The organism is Glaciimonas sp. OK215, assembly GCF_057787885.1.
The window spans coordinates 5535445-5557773 of sequence record NZ_CM173544.1; the positions used below are offsets into that span (position 1 = coordinate 5535445).

The following is a 22329-nucleotide window of genomic DNA, read 5'->3' on the forward strand; positions in this document are numbered from 1 at the left end:
TCACAACTCTCCGTAGGAATGCAGACCGGACAGGAACATATTGACGCCGAGGAAAGCAAAGGTCGTCACCAGCAGGCCGATTAAAGCCCACCAGGCGGCAACTCGGCCACGCAGGCCTTTCATCAAACGCATGTGCAGCCAGGCGGCGTAATTCAGCCAGACGATCAGCGCCCAGGTTTCCTTCGGATCCCACGACCAGTAGCCGCCCCAAGCTTCAGCCGCCCACAGCGCCCCCAGAATCGTGGCGATGGTAAAGAAGGTGAAGCCGACGGCGATGGCCTTGTACATCACATCGTCCAGCACTTCCAACGACGGCAGACGATCAACCAGGTAGCCGTTCGATTTCAGCAGATACGCCATCGCCACCATGGCTGACATGGAGAAGGTACCGTAACCAATGAAGTTGGCAGGTACGTGAATTTTCATCCACCAGCTTTGCAAAGCCGGGACCAGCGGCTGAATTTCAGCGGCATCGCGCGCAACGGTGTACCACAGCAAAAAGCCGACCGCAGCCGAAATCACCAGCATGACAAACGCACCGAGTTGGCGTGTGCCATAGCGTTGTTCGTAATATAAATAGAACAGCGCGGTAATCAGACTGAACAGAATAAAGACTTCATACAGGTTGGAAATGGGGATATGACCGATATCCGCACCGATCAAATACGACTCGTACCAGCGCACCAGCATGCCGGTGAAACCCAATACCACCGCAGCCCAGCACAACTTGGAACCGATCGACGAACCGAAATCCGAACGGGCGATCAAGCCGCCCCAATAGAAAAACGTCGAGAGGAAAAACAGCGTGCCCATCCACAGAATCGCGGATTGGCTGGAAAGAATATATTTCAGGAAAAATTTCTTGTTCGCCATGTCCAGCACACCGCCGTACATCGCAATCGCCGACAGCGCCAACACCGCCAGCAATGGCATCAGCCAGCGCACCGCTTTCCAATTCCAGCCGACCAGGGCGAAGGTCGGTGCGGCCAGGAGCAGCACGCCTTTTTCGTAATAGTCCATATGCGCGCCGTAGCGCTCCAGCGCAAATAGCGAACCTGCCACCAGCGCAATGGCAAATAGCCAGTCCAGCACCGACCGCCGCTTGAAAAAGCCGCTTGGCGGTGAATAAGTTTGGGTCAATTCCATCATTCTCTCCGTATCGTTCCTGTCACTGCGCTGCGCGCGTGATTGAACCTATTGCGTTGACTCCCGCGCAAGCAGGGACGAATTCGCTCGTCGCCCATGCTACGCATGGCATCAACTTAAGCTTCCGATTGCATCAGTTGTGTTTTCATTACTTCGAATTCTTTTTCGAAGTCGAGCGTCTTGCGCTGCGTACTCATGGCCATTAACACATGCGACTGACTTTCGACTTTGCCGTCTGGCCGTATCCATACCCATAAGCGACGCTCGCGTACGTATAACATCGAAAACACCCCGAGAACCAGGAACAAGCAACCTAAATACACCACTTTCTTGCCGGGTGAGCGGGTCACCTGGAATACCGACGCCTTGATCTCGTCGAAGCCATTCAGCTGCAGGTATACCGGAGCATTATAGAAGGTTGCATCCGACAGCGCATTCGTACTCAATTGAAGGAAACGGGCATGTTTCTCATCGGCCGGCATATCTTTCAAACCGTCCTTTTCACGCGCCACCTGCAACAAATCCCACAGACTGCCGTTGAGGATTTTCATGAAAATATCCGCGGCCTTTTCCTGCTCCTGCGCTGGCACCTGCTCCAGGAATTTTGACACTGCCATATAGCCGGCCTGCTTGCCGTCGCCGGCAAATAATGACAAACCGCGCAGTGATGATTGCTGCAACTGCGCACGCAAGGTCGCAATCCCTTCGCGGTTTTCAGGAATGGCCCGTTGCGCATAACGCTGTGCTGCCAGGCTCCGCATTTCCGGGGTCATCAACGCCGCCCGTAATCGCATCCATTCTTCGACCGAATCATTCTCATCGGCAGGAATACGTAAATAACGGAACGGCTCATCCGGCACATCACGCACACCGGCCAGGAACACATAATCCTGATCAACCTTCACCGGCTGCATGTAATTGCTGAATTCGCGGGCCTGCCCGGTTTTGTCACGCAACTTGTACTGGACACTCGGACCAACGTTCTTTAACTCTTTGCTGTTGGCGCTTTTGGCGCCCGACCCCATATGCTTGCCGAGGTCGTCGGACAATGTCTGGTTAAAACTTTTCGGCTTCGAGACAGCCCGCAAATCCTGCCCCTGCTGCGCCATATTTTCCACGTTAAATGGACGGAAACCTGACCATTCAACCGTATATTCATTATTCGCGCCGGCATTCAACGGTGTCGTTCCGTTGACTTCGCCCGCCAGCGGAAAGGTTGCATCCTTGGCACCGACCATTGGGAAAGCGGTGAGCCTTAATTTACTGCCGCCATCTTCAAAGCTCGATTGATAAATCGCAATGCCCTTGTAAATTAGCGGCTGATTGACCTTGACGGTAGAAGTGATGGTTTCCCCAGTCTCGTTGTCGCGCAACACCACGTCGCTGGCGAACAGCTTCGGCATACCTGTGCTGTAGTAGTCAATGACGAAGCGCTTGAGCTGAAGCGTGAATGGCAAGTCTTGGATCAATACGCCATTTTGCTGCGGAATGATGGCCGTGCTGCTCGCCGCACCTTCAGGAATCAGCGTGTTGCCGCGGAAGGTTGGATTGCCCAAACCAAGCCGATGCTCCTGTGCGATATCCGCGATGACGCCATTGCCACTGAACGGTGTTTTGCCGAAGATCAATTTTTGTGCACGAATTGGCAAGTCGGAATCCAGCAGACCTCCAATACAGATAATCACAATCGCGCTATGCGCAAATATATAACCCCATTTATTCGCCGCGCCCTGTTTCGCCGTAATCAGCATGGCGTTATTTTTCTGGACGATTTTGGTCTTGTAACCCTTGGCAGCAATCCGCGCCAGCAGTTGCTGCGTTAATGCCGCCGGCGCAGCCGCCGAAGTCCACTCAGCTTTGTGATGAAAATTACGCAACGACTGCTCGCGGACATTTTCTTTCCAGCTACGCACGTCCTTCAACATTTTCGGACCATTGCGGCTGATACAGAGCGAGGTCGACACCACCAAAAAGCCCATGATCAGCAGGAACCACCACGTCGAGTAAACCGCGTACAAACCCAGTTTGGCGAAAACATCGAACCAGAACGGCCCGAACTGGTTAACGTAGTTCGGCATCGGTTCATTTTGCTTGAGTACCGTGCCTATGATGGAAGCAATCGCAATAAGTGTCAGCAAGCTGATGGCAAAACGCATCGACGACACTAACTCGACCGATTCGGCCAGCCAGCGGTGTTTGGTCCTCAGCTGGATGCCGCCGGTGCTGGTAGTTTCGTTGCTGCTGGTCATGGCTTTGTTACTGGTACGCATAAGTAATTTGCTCTTTTGAAAAGAAAAAGGGGCGGCCTTGGCCACCCCCCTGAATTCGCGAATTAACTATTTACTATTATTTCAAACCAGCGATGTAGTCTGCCACCGCTTTGATTTCGTCATCCGACATACGCTTGGCGATGGTGTCCATTTGGGGACTGTTCTTGCGAAACTCGCCACGGAAATTGGTGAGCTCAGTGATGGTGTAATCCTGATGCTGGCCGCCGATACGCGGGAATTGGTTCGGAATACCTGCGCCGTTAGGGCTGTGGCAACCAGCACAAGCCGGAACGTCCTTTTCTGCAATACCCCCGCGATATATCTTTTTGCCCAGATCAAGCGTATCTTTGTTCTTCGCCGCACCAGGCTTGACTTTTTGCGCATCCAGGTAAGCCGCGATGTTTTTCATTTCTTCGTCGGTCAGCGACTTGGCAAGCAGCGACATGATCGGGTTGTTACGGCTAGGGCCCTGGAAATCCTTCAGTTGCTTATAGATGTACGCAGCGTGCTGACCACCCAGTTTTGGGTTTTGGCTGATGGTGGAAGCACCGGCCGCACCGTGACAGGAAATACAGGCGGTGATGTTCCGCGCGGCATCGCCGTTGGTGAACAGTGCTTCACCCTTGGCAAGATCGACTTTAGGCGCCGCAGCTGCCGGTGCATCTGCAGCATACGCAACAGACGACAATGCCAGCATGGAGACAAACAAGGACTTTATAACTGATAGAAACGCACGGTTCATTAAACACCCTGAGACTAGATATTAAACTTGACAATAGATTCTGCCCTGACGGCGACCAATTATTGCTGCTTGCGACGTTACCGCTGCGCAGTTGTCATGCGACCAGAGTGTAAATGCGCCCCTGCCGGATTGCTCCGTCCCCATATCGACATACGTGATGCAGCAATACACAACCCCTTATTGTACAATAGCTTTCCGGCATTTTCGCCGCCTCTACTGCATTTTCTGCTCATTCCATGTCCCTACTCTGGCAAGCCCGTTTTTTTACTACGGTTAATCACCTCCGTGATTTGCCAAATACGCAAGTCCCTGAAATCGCCTTCGCTGGTCGCTCCAACGCTGGCAAATCCACCGCCATCAATCTGCTGTGCAATCAAAAAAAGCTCGCTTTTGCATCGAAGACACCGGGCCGCACGCAACACATCAATTATTTTTCGATCGGCGGCGCGCATGTCGGCCAACATCGCAAAGATGAAACCAAAGTCGACGAAATTCGCGCTTTGCTGGTCGACTTGCCCGGCTATGGCTACGCGCAGGTTTCGGGATCGGCCAAGTTGCACTGGCAGGAGTTGCTGGGTGACTATGTCCGCCGCCGCGAGCAATTGGCGGCACTGGTACTCATTGTTGATTCACGTCGGCCATTCACCGACCTCGACGTTCAAATGGTAGAGTGGTTCGCCCCGACCGGCAAACCTATCCATTGCATACTCAGCAAGGTTGATAAACTGAATCGCAACGAAGCCACCAATGCCTTGCGTCAGGCACACACTTTCCTGGGCAGTTATGTTGACGAAAATAACCAGCCGCTGCCATTTACGGCACAGTTGTTTTCCGCATTGAAACGCACCGGACTGGAAGAAGCCAATCAGCGCATTCTCGAATTGGCCGGACTGGCCGTTTCGAACGATGAAGAAAGCAACAGGGAAACTAGCGTTGATACGCAGAAAGACGGCGACAAATAATTTTTATTTCCGCACAATTAATCGTCCGGAAATAAAAAAGCCCTGGAGAAAGGGGAAGATCTCCAGGGCCGAACGCCTTATCACTAATAGCGACATGGCCCCGCTCAGGGAGGGAAGCGGGAGGTGAATAATGCACCTATCGCTATGAGGCGACTAAACTTGAAAAGTTCACGCGTTTTTGATTTTTTCTGAAATTTTTTTGATTTTTTTAGTCAGCGCCAAAGCAATCAACAAGGGTTTAACGAATCATTTATAAAGACCTCAGAGCCGATATGCAAAACACTCCTAAATCCAGCCAATTAGTTGCGCCGTTTCCAGCACTCCGCATGCGCCGTATGCGCAAGGATGCATTTTCCCGCGCCATGATGCGAGAAAACACGGTCACTGTCGCCGATCTGATTTATCCGGTATTTGTCGTCGAAGGCAACAATCATCGTGAGAAGATTGCCTCGATGCCCGGCATCGAACGCCTGTCAATCGACCTGCTATTGAACGTCGCCGAAGAATGCGAAGAATTAGGCATTCCCGTCATGGCCTTGTTTCCTGTGATCAATCCTTCTTTGAAAACCCCGGACGGTATCGAAGCTACCAATCCACAAGGCCTGATCCCGCGTGCTGTGCGCGCATTGAAACTACGCTTCCCTGAACTGGGTATTCTGACCGACGTTGCGCTGGATCCGTACACCAGCCACGGTCAGGATGGCGTGATGAACGCAGATGGTTACGTACTCAACGATGAAACTTGCGCCATCCTGGTGAAGCAGGCGCTTACTCAAGCCGGTGCTGGCGTTGATATCGTGGCGCCGTCAGACATGATGGACGGTCGCATTGGTGCGATCCGGACCGCGCTGGAAGCACATCAGCACATCCATACCCGCATCATGGCGTACTCGGCCAAATACGCGTCGGCATTTTATGGTCCGTTCCGCGATGCGGTCGGCTCGGCTGCCAATCTTGGCAAGAGCAGTAAAAACACCTACCAAATGGATCCGGCCAACAGCAACGAAGCACTGCGCGAAGTAGCACTCGACTTGGCCGAAGGTGCCGATATGGTGATGGTCAAACCGGGGATGCCGTATCTTGACATCGTTCGGCGCGTCAAAGACGAATTCAAAGTGCCGACCTTCGCCTATCAGGTCAGCGGCGAATACGCGATGATCAAAGCCGCCGCGCAAAACGGCTGGCTGGATCATGACAAAGCAATGATGGAAGCCATGATGGCATTCAAACGTGCTGGCGCCGATGGCGTACTGACTTACTTTGCGCTGGATATTGCCCGTCACTTGCATAAGAACTAATCGGACTGACGAAGTGCGGTTCATACGCTCAGCCGAAGTGAGCCGCACAGCGAATTCAACATGCCCAAGGCAATGACAGACCGCGCATATCGTCTTGCTCGAAGTCAACACCCGCTCCGGCTTCGACTCCGGCTTCGACTCCGATTCGGCGACAACTTTAGCGACAACCCCACAGCGGCGCGTCGTCCCTCAAGCGCCTCAGCGCAAACCACTCATGAATATTTTTCTAATCGGCGACAATCAGGTCACCCAGACCAGCACATTGCCGACCACAGTCCCGCCCTATGGATTTCTATGGATAGACACGACCCATGAAGAGGTCGCCGCCGATCCGGAAGGCTGGCGCGACGCGATCACCCACGCTACCGCCACCCATATTTATGATCCGCATTTAGTGGATGCCATTAATCCGGCTCACCCGTCGTATTTCGATTCGACTCAGGATTACGGCATGGTAGTGTTTCGCAAATTGTCGCTCCATGGCAATAGCAATGGCGACACTGCAGCCGTCACGGCAATCACTGAGCCGGCTAGCCTTGCAGCGAATGGCAGCCAACGCAAAGCGCCTCCTGCATTGAGCAATCTGACTACGCAGCCGATCACATTTTTCCTCCTCGGCAATGCGCTGGTAACAGTGCACGAACATCACAGTCGCACCATCAGTGCGGCACGTAGCCGCCTGCTGGAGTATGCCGGCAAAAGCAGCAACGCGCTGCACGTCAACCGGCTGCCGACCTCACCGGAAGACTTGATGTTGCGGCTGCTGAATGCGATGGTCGACAAGTATCTGGAACTGCGCCAGCCACTGACTTCGCAACTTGATCGCTGGCAACGTGCCTTGCTCGATCCGGCACGGCCGTTCAAGGATTGGCTGACATTGCTCGATGCCCGGATTGAATTGCGCAAACTGGAAAATCTGTGCGAAGAACAGCACGATGCGATGCAAGAACTGCGTGATTATTTTGTCGATATGGACAACGACGGCGATGGCATCACCATGAGCCGCACCAGGGACTTGCTGCTGGTGCGCATCCGTGACGTCATGGAGCACATCACCCGCGTGCTGAATCACGCTAGCCGCCTGGAATCCTCGATCGAATCCGCCGTGCAAATCCATTTCTCCGCCGTCGCACATCGGACCAATGAAGTCATGCGCACGCTGACCGTTATCACTGCACTATTCATGCCGCTGACACTGATTACCGGTATTTTTGGGATGAACTTTGTCGAGATGCCACTGCTACAAAACAAGACCGGATTTTGGCTAACGATGATCAGCATGGTGTTGATCGTGGTCGGTATGCTGGCGTACTTTCGCCGGCGTCGCTACCTGGAAAATCCGGCGCTGGAGCGACGTTAATTGCTTACCAAACAGGTACAAAGAAATGCCTCAAACAATGTGTTCGAGGCATTTTTTCCCAAGTGCTTTGTTTGTTCGGCTGCTGTGTCAGTCGCAATTATCAACTATCCAAATAACCTTAGCGCTACGTGGTGAACCATTAATTCCCCCACTGAAGCCTTCAGCAAGGCAGGGCTCCGCATCCCCCGCCCGGGCCTCTCAAAACGCCTACCGGATTATTTTGTCTTGCCCAACGCCGACAGCGATTGCACAAACTTATCGGCATTCTGGTAGCCAATCACTCTGCCACCGGCAATTTCCTTACCCTGGCGATCAAAAAGGATGATTCCTGGAGGGCCGAATAAATTGAAACGCTTGAGCATGGCCGCGTCGTCGGCATTATTCGCTGTCACATCAATTTGCAGCAGTACCATATCGGCGAAACGTGCTTGCACGCGTGGATCGGGAAAAGTGAATTTTTCCATCTCTTTGCACGAAACACACCAGTCGGCATAAAAATCCAGCAACGCCGCTTTGCCATTGGTTTGTGCCAGCGCTGCATCCAGCTCAGCGACCGATTTGACTTTCACAAACTCGGTATGGGCGACTTGTTTACCGGTCAGATGCGCCAGCGGCCTCAACACCTCGCGACCACCAGTCGCCACGCTCACCATCTGCAGCAAGCCGAATACCGCGAACACCAGACCGGCGGCTTTGGAGAGCCAGCCGGATGACTTGTGCCACAGGAGATAAGCACCATAGCCAATTCCCAGCGCAGCCCAGCCGAACATCTGCGCCGCCACTGGAATCACTGACGACACCATCCACAATGCGACGCCCAGCATCAGCACGCCGAAGAAGCGCTTGACTGACTCCATCCAGGCTCCCGCACGCGGCAACAAGGCACCGGCGGAAACTCCTACCAGCAACAGCGGCACGCTCATGCCGACGGCCATTGCGAACAAAGCACTGCCACCGATGAGCACGTCACGGGTCTGGCTGATATACACCAACGCACCCGCCAACGGCGCCGCTACACAAGGCCCAACGATCAACGCCGAAATCGCACCCATCGCAAATACGCCCGCGAGTTTGCCGGCCGACTGCTTATCGGATGCTTGCGACAACTTGGTTTGCATAGCTGCGGGCAACTGCAATTGATACACGCCAAACATCGACAGGGACATCAACACCATCAGCAGCGCAAACACCGACAACACCCACGCATTCTGCAAGGTAGCCGACAGCCCTTCGCCAGCGAGACCCGCTGCGATGCCGAGAGCCGTATAGACAATCGCCATTCCCAATGCATACGCGACCGACAATACAAACGCACGGCGACGCTTGACCTGCGTGCCTTCGCCAACAATAATCGATGACAGAATCGGCACCATCGGCAACACGCACGGAGTGAACGACAAGCCCAGCCCTAGTATCAAAAACAGTGGCATGATGACTAGCAGCTTGCCGCCCTTCAAAGAGGATTCGATTCGACCAATGTCGGAATCGCCAGCTGCGCTAGCTTTAAGAACTGCCGGATCCGCAAACGAGAAATTAGACGTAGCGGCGTCACCTGACTTGGGCGTGTCGATAGCCGCGTCAGCACCTTTGGCCGCCGCCAGCGCACCAAGTAGTCCACCACCGCTACCGGCTCCGTCAGGAGACAGGCTGACCCGCTGTTCCATCGGCGGATAGCACAAGCCCTGGTCCGCACAACCCTGACCGACAGCGATCAGCGTGAAAGCACTGGCCGCTTCGACTGGAATCCGGATCGTGACGTTGCGATGATAAGTCTCTACATTTTTCTTAAAGGTCTGATCATATTTGACGACACCGGCGGGAATTTGCGGTTCGCCCAGCGTTGCCCGTTCCGCCTTGAAATGAAACCGCTCGCGATACATGTAGTAACCATCTGCAATCGCATAGGTCACTTCGGCGGTTTTCGGGTCTGCCATGCGCGCCGAGAATTTAAATGCCACTTCTGGCGCCAGATAATCATCCTCGGCATGTGCCGAGGACATCAATAACGCCATCAGGCTAAGTGCGACAACGAGCATCGCTCCCGGTTTGAAACACTTAAACATTCAGATCCCTTTTTATTTCTGCGTCTATCCATTCGAGATAGGCAGGTAAGCCCCTGACAATCGGCAACGCAATGATTTCCGGCAGGTCATACGGATGCGCCGCTTGTATAGCAGCCTCAAGCTCGTCATATCGTTCCGTCGTGGTCTTGATCATCACTGTCACCTCGGTCGCTTGTTCTAATGCGCCTTGCCAGAGATACACCGAATGTACTGCAGGCAGGAGATTGACACAGGCAGCCAACTTACGTTCCACAAGTTGCTGCGCCAGTGTACTTGCAGCTGAAAAATCCGGCATATTGGTCAGTACCAGCAACGCTTCCGACATAGTCGTCTCCCGAGGCCTTTCCTTACAGCAAACGTCGACGGGTCAGCACCACCGCTGCGTAAAAGCCAACACAGCAATAGCCGAGCAAAATGGCCAAATCAGTCATCGGCGCCGACGGCCAACTTCCTAGCAACAACGGTCGCACCAGGTTAACCGCTGCGTTCAATGGCAACACATGGGCAATCACTTGCAACCATGACGGCATCTGTGCCGACGGATAATAAACGCCAGACAAAAAAATCATCGGCGTCAACACCAGAGTGAAATAGTAGGTAAAGAAATCATAGCCCTTGGCCAGCGCGTTGAAGACCAGGCCCAGCGAGCCGAAGGTCATGCCTATCAAGAATAATAACGGCAACACTAACAGCGTGTGCGGATGCAAGCCGATCCCCAGCCCAAACATCACCAACAGAATCGCAACCCCGGAAAAGATCGACTTGGTAGCAGCCCACAGCATTTCGGCCAGTACGACGTCGTCCAGCGCCAACGGCGCATTCAAAAGCGCATCCCAGGTTTTCTGCACATGCATGCGCGAAAATGCCGAATATAGCGCCTCAAATGAGGCCGCCCACATGATAGACATGCAGATCGAACCGGATGCCAGATAATGAATGTAGGGAATGCCATCGACTTCTTTTAGCAAACTGCCCAGACCATAGCCGAACGCCAGCAGCGTAATAAGCGGGTCGGCAATATTGCCGAGCACGCTGGCCACGGCCAGCTTCTTCCAGACCAGAAAATTGCGCTGCCAGATCGGCTGAAAGCGGGTCGAAAATTCAGGGAGTGCATAGATATTCATATCAATCCCGCATTTCACGGCCAGTGAGCTTCAGAAACAGATCTTCAAGATTGGCGGGACGATGAATATAGCGCACGCCTTGGGTCCCTTGCAGGTCACGTACCAGCGCTTGCGCGTCGTTGGTATAACAGAAAATGGTTTCACCGCTGATTTCGATCCGCGCCGACTTGTCGCTGCCATCAGCATTTAGCCACGCCCTGGCGTTATCGCCGTAGATCTCAACCACCTCGGACTCGATGTGTTGCGCGATCAATGCTCGCGGCGATCCTTCGGCGATCATTTTCCCATGATCGACTACCGCCAGGCGGTCGCACAGGCGCTCGGCTTCATCCATGAAGTGGGTCGTCAATAAAATCGTCTTGCCCTGGCTTAGCAGGGTCTTCAGGCGCTCCCAGATCATATGCCGCGCCTGTGGATCGAGACCGGTGGTCGGCTCATCCATGAAAATCAGATCGGGATCGTTGACCAGCGCCCGCGCCAGCGTCAAACGTCGGCGCATGCCACCCGATAATTCGCTAATGCGCGCATCCTGCTTAGCGCTCAGATTGGCAAATTCCAGCAACTTCGGAATCCTGGCGTTGATGACCGCATCAGGAATCCCGAAATAACGGCCGAACACCAACAGGTTCTCCGCCACCGTGAAGTCGGGATCAAGATTGTCCCCCTGCGGTACCACCCCAACCCGTTGCCGCGCTAGACGAGACTCGCCAGGTATTGGGTGACCAGCTAACCGGATCTCGCCGCTATCGGCCGCAGTCAAGCCGAGACACAAGCGCAAGGTGGTTGTCTTGCCGGCGCCGTTGGGGCCCAGCAAGCCATAGCACTCGCCGGCACGCAGTGCAAACGACAGACCATCGATGACCACGGTCTTGGTCCCGTTGCTGCCGTAGGATTTACGCAGGTCGGTAACGCTCAGGATAGTTGAATTGAACATCAGAAACATAACTGGGCACTTGAATTGTTGCGCTTATTTGGCGAACCACGTTTCTGAACGTGGTGAATCAACTTCATTATCACTCAACGTCAACGCGCAACAACAGGACGTAAAAAGCGCTCCAAAAGCATTTTTTCAAAAAATGATTAAAATGCAAAAAAGCCAGGCTATGCCTGGCTTTCGATTTTAACGCAGCTTGCTACGTATTAGTCTGCTGTCGGTACATCAGCCTCGTCGCTGACTTCCGGACGGTCGAGCAACTCAACGTAGGCCATAGGTGCGTTATCACCAACACGGAAACCCATTTTCAGGATGCGCAGGTAGCCGCCGTTACGATTTGCGTAACGTGGGCCGAATTCAGCAAATAGCTTCAGAACCATTTCGCGGTCGCGCAGGCGGTTGAATGCCAGACGCTTGTTTGCCAGTGTATCGGTCTTGCCCAATGTCAGGATCGGCTCGATCACGCGACGCAGTTCTTTTGCTTTTGGCAACGTGGTCTTGATTGCCTCATGACGCAGCAGCGAAACGGTCATGTTGCGCAACATGGCCAAACGATGGGAAGAGGTACGATTTAATTTACGTAGGCCGTGACGATGACGCATGGTAATTCCTTTCAGTTTTGAGTTTAAGTCCAGCTCTTCGATCGATTTCGGCAATCTTGCCTAATCGCGGGCCGGTTAAGACTAGTTAACAACAGCTTGGTCAAAATAACCAAAAAATTGCAACAGGGGCGAGATTCTACATCGCCCCCGCCGCTTACGGCAAATATTACTTTTCCAAACCGGCAGGTGGCCAGTTTTCCAGCTTCATACCCAGCGTCAGACCACGCGATGCCAATACTTCCTTGATTTCATTCAAGGACTTACGGCCCAGATTCGGTGTCTTCAACAGTTCATTTTCGCTACGCTGGATCAAGTCGCCAATGTAGTAAATGTTTTCTGCTTTCAGGCAGTTCGCTGAACGTACTGTCAGTTCCAGATCATCGACCGGACGCAACAGGATAGGATCAACCTGTGGTGCGCGCGATGGGGCTTCAGCGGCAGCTTCAGTGCCTTCCAGTGCTGCGAACACATTCAGTTGATCAACCAGTACGCGCGCCGATTGACGAATGGCTTCTTCTGGTGTGATCACGCCATTGGTTTCAATGTTGATGACCAGTTTGTCCAGATCGGTACGCTGTTCGACACGCGCCGACTCAACTGCGTACGACACGCGACGTACCGGCGAGAACGATGCATCCAGAATGATGCGACCGATAGTCTTGTTGGTATCTTCCGACAGGCGACGAACGTTACCTGGCACATAGCCACGGCCTTTTTCGACCTTGATCTGCATGTCCAGCTCACCGCCACCGGTCAGGTGCGCAATCACGTGCTCAGGATTCACCAGTTCAACGTCGTGCGGCAGATCGATGTCGGACGCCAATACCGCGCCTTCGCCGCCTTTTTTCAAGGTCAGTGTGACTTCATCGCGATTGTGCAGTTTGAATACAACACCCTTCAAGTTCAACAGGATATCAACAACGTCTTCTTGCACGCCGTCTAGCGACGAGTATTCGTGTACAACACCAGCGATAGTAACTTCAGTCGGTGCGTAGCCCACCATCGACGACAGCAGGACGCGACGCAACGCATTACCCAAAGTGTGGCCGTAACCACGTTCAAACGGTTCCATCACGACTTTGGCGTGACCGGCACCCAGTGCTTCTACTTCGATAATACGTGGCTTCAACAAACTGTTTTGCATGAAATGTCCTTTTCAATACCCTCGGCTCATTACACCGATAAGGCTGATGGCATTACGAAAAAAGCCCATCCGAGGATGGGCGAGGAAAATATTTACAGATTAACGCGAGTACAGTTCGACGATCAGCGATTCGTTGACGTCGGCGGCGATTTCGTTGCGATCTGGCAGGGACTTGAAAGTACCTTCCATTTTCTTCGCATCAACCGATACCCACGATGGCATGCCAATTTGCTCTGCCAGCGACAACGCTTCGACGATACGTACTTGCTTTTTCGCTTTTTCACGAACAGCAATCACGTCACCGGCTTTAACTTGATACGACGCGATGTTGACAACATTACCGTTGACGGTGAACGCTTTGTGCGAGACCAATTGACGGCCTTCAGCACGGGTCGAGCCGAATCCCATACGATATACAACGTTGTCCAGACGCGCTTCCAGCAATCTCAGCAGCGTTTCACCGGTGTTACCCTTGCGGCGATCCGCCTCAGTGAAGTAACGACGGAACTGACGTTCCAGAATACCGTACATGCGCTTGACTTTTTGCTTTTCGCGCAATTGGTTACCGTAGTCGGAAGTACGCGCGCCTGAAGTGCGGCCGTGTTGACCTGGCTTGGAATCCAGTTTGCACTTGGAGTCCAGCGAGCGACGTGCGCTCTTCAGGAACAGGTCCGTGCCTTCACGGCGTGAGAGTTTTGCTTTAGGTCCGATATAACGTGCCACGATGTTTCCTTTAGTGAGTGACGTCCGGGGCCATGACTGATGAGTGCCGGCTTGCCTGACGCTAGTCTGTTTTACCTACAAACAGACGGTGGGCTTAAGAACAAAACCCGCCAAGGTCATTGGCGGGTCACTTGCATGCTGCTAATTCGAAAAATAACAGCGCAACAAATACTTAGATACGACGACGCTTTGGTGGGCGGCAACCGTTATGTGGAACTGGTGTCACATCTTGAATCTGGGTGATTTTGATACCCAGGTTGTTCAATGCGCGAACTGCAGATTCGCGACCTGGGCCTGGACCCTTGATGCGAACTTCCAGATTCTTTACGCCACATTCGACAGCCACTTTACCGGCGGCTTCGGCTGCAACCTGCGCTGCAAATGGAGTCGACTTGCGGGAGCCTTTAAAGCCAGCACCACCAGATGTCGCCCATGACAACGCGTTACCTTGACGATCGGTAATCGTGATGATGGTGTTGTTAAAGGATGCGTGAATATGCGCGATACCTTCTGCAACGTTCTTTTTAACTTTTTTACGCACGCGTGCTGATGCGGCGTTATTGGGGGACTTTGCCATAATAATTTCCTTGAATCCGACTACAAATCAACGCGCGGTTAATTATTTCTTCAGCGATTGAGCGGCTTTACGCGGCCCCTTGCGGGTACGTGCATTGGTACGGGTGCGTTGACCACGGCAAGGCAGACCCTTGCGGTGACGCATACCACGGTAGCAACCCAGATCCATCAGACGCTTGATGTTCATCGACAGTTCGCGACGCAGATCGCCTTCGACGATGAATTTTGCAATTTCATCGCGCAGCTTTTCCAGTTCGCTATCGTCTAGATCTTTGACCTTTTTAGTGGTCGAAATACCCGTCGCGTCGCAAATCTTTTGCGAACGTGGGCGGCCAACACCATAAATGGCTGTCAAGCCAATAACAGTGTGTTGATGGTTTGGGATATTTACCCCTGCAATACGTGCCATTCGTTATTCCTCGATCAATAACGTTAATTAACCTTGGCGCTGTTTATGGCGCGGTTCTGTGCAAATGACGCGAAGAACGCCTTTGCGCTTAATGATCTTACAGTTGCGGCAAATCCGCTTAACTGATGCGAGCACTTTCATGGTGGCCCTCTTTCTTTCAGCTTAAGGTTCTAAATACTGTTTATTTGGTACGGAAAACAATCCGTGCCCGGCTTAAATCATAAGGTGTCAATTCGACCGTCACCTTATCTCCTGGAAGGATACGGATATAGTTCATTCGCATCTTGCCAGAAATATGACCGAGGACGATATGTCCGTTTTCCAACTTGACTCTAAATGTAGCATTGGGGAGATTCTCTAGAATCTCGCCTTGCATCTGGATAACGTCGTCTTTTGCCATTCGGTCTACTGGTTCCTCTGGGCGCTCAATCCAACTTAACGCGTAGGAATTCCGCCCTTGAAATTTGCTTTACGAAGCAGCGATTCATATTGCTGCGACATCACATAATTTTGTACTTGCGCCATGAAGTCCATGGTGACCACAACGATAATCAACAGCGACGTACCACCAAAATAAAACGGTACTTTCCAGCGTGCAATCAAGAACTCTGGCAACAAACACACCAGCGTAATATAAACCGCACCTGCCAGTGTCAAACGCATCAAGATCTTGTCGATATAACGTGCAGTCTGGTCACCTGGTCGAATCCCTGGAACAAACGCGCCGCTCTTCTTCAGGTTATCTGCAGTTTCCTTGCTGTTGAATACCAGTGCGGTATAAAAGAAGCAAAAGAATATAATCGCAACTGCATACAACAAAGCATGAATCGGTTCGCCTGGTGCCAGTGACGCTGCCAGATCCTTCAGGAAACGGACTACCGGATTGGTAGTATCGCCCGAAGTAAACCAACTGGTAATCGTTGCCGGGAACAAGATAATCGATGAAGCGAAAATCGGAGGAATAACACCCGCCATATTAAGCTTCAGTGGCAAATGACTGCTTTGACCACCGTAAATCTTATTACCAACCTGGCGCTTGGCGTAATTCACCAAGATCTTGCGTTGCCCACGCTCGATGAACACCACCACGAACGTTACAGCTGCAACAATCAGGCAGATCAGAATCGCTGACAGCGCAGCCATAGAACCGGTACGCACCAACTCAAACAAACTACCGACTGCATTCGGCAAACCTGCCGCAATACCAGCAAAGATGATGATCGAAATGCCGTTACCAAGACCACGCTCAGTAATTTGTTCACCCAACCACATCAAAAACATCGTTCCAGTTACGAGCGTTACAACCGTCGTGAAACGGAACGCCAAACCTGCGTCAAGCACCAGACCATGTTGCGATTCGAGCGCTACCGCGATACCCAACGCCTGGAATGTTGCCAACAGCAACGTACCGTAACGTGTATATTGCGTGATCTTGCGTCGTCCCGACTCGCCTTCCTTTTTCAGGGCTTCGAGCTGAGGTGACACGATCGACATCAGTTGCATGATGATCGACGCCGAGATATACGGCATGATACCCAGTGCAAAGACGGTAAAACGCGATAACGCACCACCGGAAAACATGTTAAACATACCCAGGATACCGCCCTGGTTCTGCTTAAACAACTGGGCCAGCTGCGTCGGGTCAATACCCGGCACAGGGATATGCGCGCCAATCCGGTAAACAACCAATGCTGCAAGCAAGAACCACAAGCGGCCCCAAGGGAAACCGCTAGCAGCGCTCTTTGCAAGTTGGGGAGTAGTCGCCAATTGTTGCTCCGAGTCAGGATACCAAATTAAGCAACAGAGCCGCCAGCGGCTTCAATCGCAGCTTTAGCACCTTTAGTGGCGATCAAGCCCTTCAATGTTACTTTTCTGGTCAGCTCGCCGGACAGGATTACCCGTACCACGCGTGCCAGCTCGCCGATAACGCCAGCTTGCTTCAGAACCAAAATATCAATCTCAGTAACAGGCAATTGTTCCAGTTCCGACAAGCGAACTTCTGCTTTGTACGGTGTTGCCATCGACTTAAAACCGCGCTTAGGCAAGCGCCGCTGCAAAGGCATTTGACCGCCTTCGAAGCCGACTTTATGGAAACCGCCCGAACGGGATTTTTGACCTTTGTGACCACGGCCGGCTGTTTTGCCAATGCCGGAGCCGATACCACGACCGACGCGACGCTTGTAATGCTTGGCGCCATCTGCGGGTTGAATAGTATTCAATTCCATAATTTGCTCCGTTCGTAAGCCTAAGCTTACGAAACTACTTTCACAAGATAGGACACTTTATTGATCATGCCGCGCACAGATGGCGTGTCTTGCAATTCGGAAACCGAATTAACACGACGCAGGCCCAAACCGCGAACTGTCGCACGATGAGTTTCGCGCGTGCCGATCAAACCCTTGATCAATTGTACTTTTACAGTCTTTGTCATCTTGATCACCTTAGCCCAGAATGTCTTCAACGGACTTGCCGCGCTTGGCAGCAATTTCCGACGCAGTGTTCATTTTTGCCAGGCCGTTCAAAGTAGCGCGAACCAGGTTGTAAGGATTGGTGGAACCGTTGGACTTAGCCACAACGTTAGTCACACCCATCACTTCAAAAATTGCGCGCATTGGACCACCGGCAATAACACCAGTACCGTCTTTAGCAGGAGCCATCAACACTGACGATGCGCCGTGCTTACCGGTCAACGTGTGTTGCAAAGTACCGTTTTTCAGCGTTACCTTGATCATCTTGCGACGGGCTTCTTCCATAGCCTTCTGCACTGCAACTGGCACTTCTTTCGACTTGCCCTTGCCCATGCCGATACGGCCATCGCCATCACCAACAACAGCCAATGCTGCGAAACCCATGATACGACCACCCTTAACCACTTTGGTTACACGGTTGACCGCGATCATTTTTTCGCGCATGCCATCATCCGGCTTATCGCTTTGCATTTTCGATTGCATTTTTGCCATGACGATTTTCCCTTAGAACTTCAGACCGGCTTCACGTGCGGCATCTGCCAACACCTTGACGCGGCCATGGTAACGGAAACCGGAGCGATCAAACGCAACTTCGGTAACCCCTGCTTGCAATGCCTTCTCAGCAACGCGCTTACCTACCAGCGACGCTGCAGAAGTATTGCCACCCTTGCCGGATTGACCAGCCAGCTCTTGGCGTACTTCCGCTTCCAGCGTCGAGGCCGAAGCCAGCACTTTTGCGTCAGGGCCGATGATGCTAGCGTAGATGTGCAAGTTGGTACGATGCACTGCCAGGCGGGTCACCTTTAACTCTGCGATCTTGGCACGCGTTTGGCGTGAGCGGCGCAGACGTGATTGTTTCTTATCCATCGTCAACCCCTATTACTTCTTCTTGGTTTCTTTAAGGATTACCACTTCGTCCGAGTAACGAACGCCCTTGCCCTTATATGGCTCAGGTTCGCGGTAAGCACGAACTTCTGCAGCAACCTGACCAACACGTTGCTTGTCGATACCCTTGATCAGGATCTCGGTTTGCGTCGGTGTTTCACACTTCACGCCAGCCGGCATTTGGTGAGCAACAGGATGCGAGAAACCGAGCGACAAATTCAACTTATCGCCTTGCGCTTGCGCACGAAAACCAACGCCTACCAGATTCAGCTTCTTTTCGAAGCCCTTGGTAACGCCGGTAACCATGTTGTTGACCAGAGCACGCAAGGTGCCTGACATCGCATTGGCTTCACGGCTGTCGTTAGCGGCAGCGAAATTCAGCGTGCCGTTGTTGTTTTCGATGGTCACCAGACCGTTTAGGGACTGGGACAGTGTGCCCAATGGGCCTTTTACTGTGATCTGCTCTGCAGAGATGGTCGCTTCCGCGCCAGCTGGCAGTGCAATCGGCATTTTACCTACACGTGACATGTTGGGCTCCTTAGGCGACGTAGCAAATAACTTCGCCACCGACACCGGTTGCGCGCGCTTTGCGGTCCGTCATGACACCTTGCGGTGTCGAAATAATTGCCACACCCAAGCCGTTCATCACATTTGGAATGTCATCTTTGCCCTTGTAGACACGCAACCCTGGACGGGATACGCGCTCAATGCGCTCGATAACTGGACGGCCGGCGTAATATTTCAAACCGATTTTCAATTCTGCTTTGCCACCTTCTTCGGCAACTGCGAAATCTTCAATGTAACCCTCGTCCTTAAGGACGTTGGCAATCGCAACCTTGACCTTCGACGATGGCATTGCCACGGCGGTCTTTTGCACTACTTGCGCATTGCGGATACGGGTCAGCATATCGGCGATAGGATCGCTCATACTCATTGCATATTCTCCTATTACCAGCTGGCTTTAGTCATACCCGGGATTTCACCACGCATGGCGATTTCACGGAGCTTAATACGGCCCAGACCGAACTTGCGGAAAGTGCCACGTGGACGACCAGTCAAGGCGCAACGATTACGTTGACGGGTCGGATTCGAGTTACGTGGCAACGCTTGCAATTTCAAGCGAGCTTCGTAGCGCTCTTCTTCCGACTTCGATTGGTCATCAATGATTGCCTTTAACTCGGCACGCTTACCGGCATATTTCTTTACCAGGTCAGCGCGCTTTTGTTCACGGTTAATCAGTGCCAGTTTTGCCATGGCAACCTCAGTTTCTGAACGGAAATTTAAATGCGGCGAGAAGCGCTTTTGCTTCGTCGTCGGTCTTTGCAGTCGTCGTGATGCTGATATTCAGACCACGCAACACATCAATCTTGTCGTATTCAATTTCGGGGAAAATGATCTGCTCTTTCACACCGATATTGTAGTTACCACGACCGTCAAATGCACGACCGGATACGCCACGGAAGTCACGAACGCGCGGCAGCGCGACAGTAACTAGACGATCCAGAAATTCGTACATATGAGCGCCACGCAGAGTGACCATACAACCAATTGGGTAGCCTTCACGGATTTTAAAACCCGCAATCGCTTTACGCGCCTTGGTCACAACTGGCTTTTGACCTGCAATCTTGGTCAAATCGCCAACAGCGTGCTCAATGATTTTCTTGTCCGCAATCGCTTCCGACAAACCCATGTTCAGGGTGATCTTCAGAATGCGCGGAACTTCCATTACCGACTTGTAAGCGTATTTCGCTGTCAGATCAGCAACGACTTTTTCTTTATAGAACTCTTGGAGACGGGCCATGATCTCTTAAACCTTAACAACTTCGCCGCTGGACTTGAACACGCGAACTTTCTTACCGTCCACGTCTTTAAAGCCAACGCGATCTGCCTTGCCAGTTGCCGCGTTGAACAACGCAACATTTGACACATGAATTGGCATCAGCTTATCAACGATGCCACCAGTTTCACCAGTCATCGGGTTTGGCTTGGTCGCTTTTTTAGCAACGTTAATACCATCAACGACAACAAAGTTAGCATCAACGCGCTGCTTAACAACACCACGCTTGCCCTTATCCTTACCAGCCAGGACGATTACCTCGTCACTTTTCCGAATCTTATCCATCTCGACTCCTTACAGCACTTCAGGCGCGAGTGACACAATCTTCATGAAGCGCTCAGTGCGCAATTCACGAGTGACTGGTCCAAAAATACGCGTACCAATTGGCTCCAGCTTTGCGTTCAGCAACACAGCTGCATTGCCATCGAACTTGACTAACGAACCATCCGGGCGACGCACACCTTTTGCAGTGCGGACAACCACGGCGTTGTAGATCTCGCCCTTTTTAACGCGACCACGCGGCGCAGCAACCTTAACGGTTACCTTGATTACATCGCCAATGCTGGCGTAACGACGCTTGGAACCACCCAGAACCTTGATGCACATGACTTCGCGCGCACCAGTGTTGTCGGCCACTTCGAGCCGGCTTTCCGTTTGAATCATAATATTTTCTTTCCCAACTTAACTCGCGGCCGCACTATGCGGGTTTACGGTCAGTCTTGGTCCTGTCAGAAACACCCTGATGGGCGCACTGCTTAGGTGGACGACTTCCAAAACTTCTTGCTAATACCAACTTTCAACTGCAGAGTGTTCATTTCGCTCTTATCGGGAACCAACAAGAGCGAAGCCAAGCATTATTACATCAAAATGCTTGGCTCGCAACAATTACTTATAGAACCTGTGCCACTTGTACCACACGTGTCACGCTCCAAGCTTTAGTCTTGGAGATAGGACGGCCTTCCTGGATCTCAACCACATCGCCTTCCTTAGCCTGGTTGGCTTCATCATGCGCATGGTACTTGTTAGTGCGTACGATGATTTTGCCGTACAGAGGATGCTTGACGTGGCGTTCGATCAGGACGGTAACTGTCTTATCCATTTTATCGGATACGACCTTACCAACCAGCGTGCGCTTCAGCGCTTGTTTCACTTGATCGTTCATTACAGGGCGCCCTTCGAATTGATGACGGTCTTTACCCGTGCGATATCGCGACGAACTTTCTTCAATTGCGACGTATTGTTCAATTGCTGGGTACCGATTTGCATACGAAGGCTAAACTGCGCCTTCAACAATTCGTTCAGCTCTTTAGTCAATGCCGCTTGATCTTTGTCGCGGAGTTCAGATGCTTTCATGATTCACTCCAATTATTGGCCGACTTGACGCACGACGAACGTGGTCAATAGCGGCAATTTAGCTGCAGCCAAACGGAATGCCTCACGCGCCAGTGACTCATCGACGCCATCCATCTCGTACAGCACTTTACCCGGCTGAATTTCAGCCACGTAGTACTCAGGATTACCCTTACCGTTACCCATACGGACTTCGGCAGGCTTTTGCGAAATTGGCTTGTCTGGGAAAATACGAATCCAGATCCGACCACCCCGTTTGATATGACGAGTCATTGCGCGACGAGCCGCTTCGATCTGACGCGCGGTGATACGACCCCGGCCAACCGCTTTCAGGCCAAATTCGCCAAACGACACGGCGGTACCGCGCGAATGCGAAATGCCCTTGTTGCGGCCTTTTTGCTCTTTACGATATTTTCTGCGTGCTGGTTGCAGCATG

31 protein-coding genes are annotated in these 22329 nt (G+C 52.4%); 3 read left to right on the forward strand and 28 right to left on the reverse strand.

Features of this window, described 5'->3' with window-relative positions; translation table 11 throughout:
- The 3 genes from ccsB to AC3CHX_RS25535 form a co-directional block, all read right to left on the reverse strand.
- Nucleotides 1-1146, reverse strand: coding sequence for a c-type cytochrome biogenesis protein CcsB (gene ccsB, locus AC3CHX_RS25525; RefSeq protein ID WP_488644932.1), 1146 nt, complete (start codon nt 1144-1146; stop codon nt 1-3).
- A gap of 116 nt (nt 1147-1262) precedes the next feature.
- The gene (locus AC3CHX_RS25530) at nt 1263-3416 is read right to left on the reverse strand and encodes a cytochrome c biogenesis protein ResB (RefSeq protein WP_488630762.1); all 2154 of its coding nucleotides are present in this window, start codon (nt 3414-3416) and stop codon (nt 1263-1265) included.
- A gap of 76 nt (nt 3417-3492) precedes the next feature.
- Nucleotides 3493-4158 carry a c-type cytochrome gene (locus tag AC3CHX_RS25535; protein ID WP_488630763.1) on the reverse strand — a complete coding sequence of 222 codons (666 nt, stop codon included), beginning with the start codon at nt 4156-4158 and terminating at the stop codon, nt 3493-3495.
- Between the two features lie 236 nt (nt 4159-4394).
- Here AC3CHX_RS25535 and yihA point away from each other — a divergent pair, with 236 nt between their 5' ends.
- The 3 genes from yihA (at nt 4395) to AC3CHX_RS25550 (ending at nt 7778) form a co-directional block, all read left to right on the forward strand.
- Nucleotides 4395-5120, forward strand: coding sequence for a ribosome biogenesis GTP-binding protein YihA/YsxC (gene yihA, locus AC3CHX_RS25540; protein WP_488630764.1), 726 nt, complete (start codon nt 4395-4397; stop codon nt 5118-5120).
- Between the two features lie 272 nt (nt 5121-5392).
- Nucleotides 5393-6418 (forward strand): porphobilinogen synthase, encoded by a 1026-nt coding sequence (gene hemB, locus AC3CHX_RS25545; protein WP_488630765.1) that lies wholly within the window; start codon nt 5393-5395, stop codon nt 6416-6418.
- 214 nt (nt 6419-6632) lie between these two features.
- A complete protein-coding gene (locus AC3CHX_RS25550) occupies nt 6633-7778 on the forward strand; it encodes a magnesium transporter CorA family protein (RefSeq protein ID WP_488630766.1) in 1146 nt (381 codons plus the stop codon).
- A gap of 215 nt (nt 7779-7993) precedes the next feature.
- Here AC3CHX_RS25550 and dsbD read toward each other — a convergent pair whose 3' ends face one another.
- The 25 genes from dsbD to rplP form a co-directional block, all read right to left on the reverse strand.
- The gene (gene dsbD, locus AC3CHX_RS25555) at nt 7994-9841 is read right to left on the reverse strand and encodes a protein-disulfide reductase DsbD (protein ID WP_488630767.1); all 1848 of its coding nucleotides are present in this window, start codon (nt 9839-9841) and stop codon (nt 7994-7996) included.
- Nucleotides 9834-10166: a divalent-cation tolerance protein CutA gene (cutA, locus tag AC3CHX_RS25560; protein ID WP_488630768.1), complete on the reverse strand. Its 333-nt coding sequence runs from the start codon at nt 10164-10166 to the stop codon at nt 9834-9836. The genes dsbD and cutA overlap by 8 nt, the downstream gene beginning before the upstream one ends.
- Before the next feature lie 22 nt (nt 10167-10188).
- Nucleotides 10189-10965, reverse strand: a complete 777-nt coding sequence (locus AC3CHX_RS25565; RefSeq protein WP_488630769.1) for an ABC transporter permease — start codon at nt 10963-10965, stop codon at nt 10189-10191.
- Between the two features lies 1 nt (nt 10966).
- Nucleotides 10967-11899 carry an ATP-binding cassette domain-containing protein gene (locus AC3CHX_RS25570; RefSeq protein ID WP_488630770.1) on the reverse strand — a complete coding sequence of 311 codons (933 nt, stop codon included), beginning with the start codon at nt 11897-11899 and terminating at the stop codon, nt 10967-10969.
- Between the two features lie 206 nt (nt 11900-12105).
- Nucleotides 12106-12501 (reverse strand): 50S ribosomal protein L17, encoded by a 396-nt coding sequence (rplQ, locus tag AC3CHX_RS25575; protein ID WP_488630771.1) that lies wholly within the window; start codon nt 12499-12501, stop codon nt 12106-12108.
- 166 nt (nt 12502-12667) lie between these two features.
- Nucleotides 12668-13645 carry a DNA-directed RNA polymerase subunit alpha gene (locus tag AC3CHX_RS25580; protein ID WP_488630772.1) on the reverse strand — a complete coding sequence of 326 codons (978 nt, stop codon included), beginning with the start codon at nt 13643-13645 and terminating at the stop codon, nt 12668-12670.
- A gap of 99 nt (nt 13646-13744) precedes the next feature.
- Nucleotides 13745-14368: a 30S ribosomal protein S4 gene (gene rpsD, locus AC3CHX_RS25585; RefSeq protein ID WP_488630773.1), complete on the reverse strand. Its 624-nt coding sequence runs from the start codon at nt 14366-14368 to the stop codon at nt 13745-13747.
- A gap of 172 nt (nt 14369-14540) precedes the next feature.
- On the reverse strand, nt 14541-14945 hold the full coding sequence (gene rpsK / locus AC3CHX_RS25590; protein WP_322126053.1) for a 30S ribosomal protein S11: 405 nt from the start codon (nt 14943-14945) through the stop codon (nt 14541-14543).
- Nucleotides 14946-14987: 42 nt separating this feature from the next.
- Nucleotides 14988-15353 carry a 30S ribosomal protein S13 gene (gene rpsM, locus AC3CHX_RS25595; RefSeq protein WP_488630774.1) on the reverse strand — a complete coding sequence of 122 codons (366 nt, stop codon included), beginning with the start codon at nt 15351-15353 and terminating at the stop codon, nt 14988-14990.
- A 27-nt stretch (nt 15354-15380) separates the two neighbouring features.
- The gene (gene rpmJ, locus AC3CHX_RS25600) at nt 15381-15494 is read right to left on the reverse strand and encodes a 50S ribosomal protein L36 (RefSeq protein WP_108441472.1); all 114 of its coding nucleotides are present in this window, start codon (nt 15492-15494) and stop codon (nt 15381-15383) included.
- A gap of 40 nt (nt 15495-15534) precedes the next feature.
- The gene (gene infA / locus AC3CHX_RS25605; RefSeq protein ID WP_014004414.1) at nt 15535-15753 is read right to left on the reverse strand and encodes a translation initiation factor IF-1; all 219 of its coding nucleotides are present in this window, start codon (nt 15751-15753) and stop codon (nt 15535-15537) included.
- 35 nt (nt 15754-15788) lie between these two features.
- Nucleotides 15789-17120: a preprotein translocase subunit SecY gene (gene secY / locus AC3CHX_RS25610; RefSeq protein ID WP_488630775.1), complete on the reverse strand. Its 1332-nt coding sequence runs from the start codon at nt 17118-17120 to the stop codon at nt 15789-15791.
- Nucleotides 17121-17146: 26 nt separating this feature from the next.
- Nucleotides 17147-17578: a 50S ribosomal protein L15 gene (gene rplO, locus AC3CHX_RS25615; RefSeq protein WP_488630776.1), complete on the reverse strand. Its 432-nt coding sequence runs from the start codon at nt 17576-17578 to the stop codon at nt 17147-17149.
- Between the two features lie 26 nt (nt 17579-17604).
- The gene (gene rpmD / locus AC3CHX_RS25620) at nt 17605-17784 is read right to left on the reverse strand and encodes a 50S ribosomal protein L30 (RefSeq protein WP_041742931.1); all 180 of its coding nucleotides are present in this window, start codon (nt 17782-17784) and stop codon (nt 17605-17607) included.
- 10 nt (nt 17785-17794) lie between these two features.
- Nucleotides 17795-18313: a 30S ribosomal protein S5 gene (gene rpsE, locus AC3CHX_RS25625; protein WP_488630777.1), complete on the reverse strand. Its 519-nt coding sequence runs from the start codon at nt 18311-18313 to the stop codon at nt 17795-17797.
- A gap of 12 nt (nt 18314-18325) precedes the next feature.
- Entirely contained in the window at nt 18326-18688 is a 363-nt protein-coding gene (rplR, locus tag AC3CHX_RS25630; protein WP_488630778.1) for a 50S ribosomal protein L18, read from the reverse strand.
- Between the two features lie 12 nt (nt 18689-18700).
- Nucleotides 18701-19234, reverse strand: a complete 534-nt coding sequence (gene rplF / locus AC3CHX_RS25635) for a 50S ribosomal protein L6 (protein WP_488630779.1) — start codon at nt 19232-19234, stop codon at nt 18701-18703.
- A gap of 10 nt (nt 19235-19244) precedes the next feature.
- Entirely contained in the window at nt 19245-19640 is a 396-nt protein-coding gene (gene rpsH / locus AC3CHX_RS25640) for a 30S ribosomal protein S8 (RefSeq protein ID WP_488630780.1), read from the reverse strand.
- Nucleotides 19641-19654: 14 nt separating this feature from the next.
- Nucleotides 19655-19960, reverse strand: coding sequence for a 30S ribosomal protein S14 (gene rpsN, locus AC3CHX_RS25645; protein WP_488630781.1), 306 nt, complete (start codon nt 19958-19960; stop codon nt 19655-19657).
- A gap of 7 nt (nt 19961-19967) precedes the next feature.
- On the reverse strand, nt 19968-20507 hold the full coding sequence (gene rplE / locus AC3CHX_RS25650) for a 50S ribosomal protein L5 (protein WP_488630782.1): 540 nt from the start codon (nt 20505-20507) through the stop codon (nt 19968-19970).
- Nucleotides 20508-20513: 6 nt separating this feature from the next.
- A complete protein-coding gene (gene rplX / locus AC3CHX_RS25655; RefSeq protein ID WP_488630783.1) occupies nt 20514-20828 on the reverse strand; it encodes a 50S ribosomal protein L24 in 315 nt (104 codons plus the stop codon).
- A gap of 9 nt (nt 20829-20837) precedes the next feature.
- Nucleotides 20838-21206, reverse strand: coding sequence for a 50S ribosomal protein L14 (gene rplN / locus AC3CHX_RS25660; protein ID WP_108441483.1), 369 nt, complete (start codon nt 21204-21206; stop codon nt 20838-20840).
- Between the two features lie 226 nt (nt 21207-21432).
- On the reverse strand, nt 21433-21705 hold the full coding sequence (gene rpsQ, locus AC3CHX_RS25665) for a 30S ribosomal protein S17 (protein WP_108441484.1): 273 nt from the start codon (nt 21703-21705) through the stop codon (nt 21433-21435).
- A complete protein-coding gene (gene rpmC / locus AC3CHX_RS25670; RefSeq protein ID WP_488630784.1) occupies nt 21705-21896 on the reverse strand; it encodes a 50S ribosomal protein L29 in 192 nt (63 codons plus the stop codon). The genes rpsQ and rpmC overlap by 1 nt, the downstream gene beginning before the upstream one ends.
- 12 nt (nt 21897-21908) lie before the next feature.
- Nucleotides 21909-22328 (reverse strand): 50S ribosomal protein L16, encoded by a 420-nt coding sequence (gene rplP / locus AC3CHX_RS25675; protein WP_488630785.1) that lies wholly within the window; start codon nt 22326-22328, stop codon nt 21909-21911.
- Between the last annotated feature and the right edge of the window lies 1 nt (nt 22329).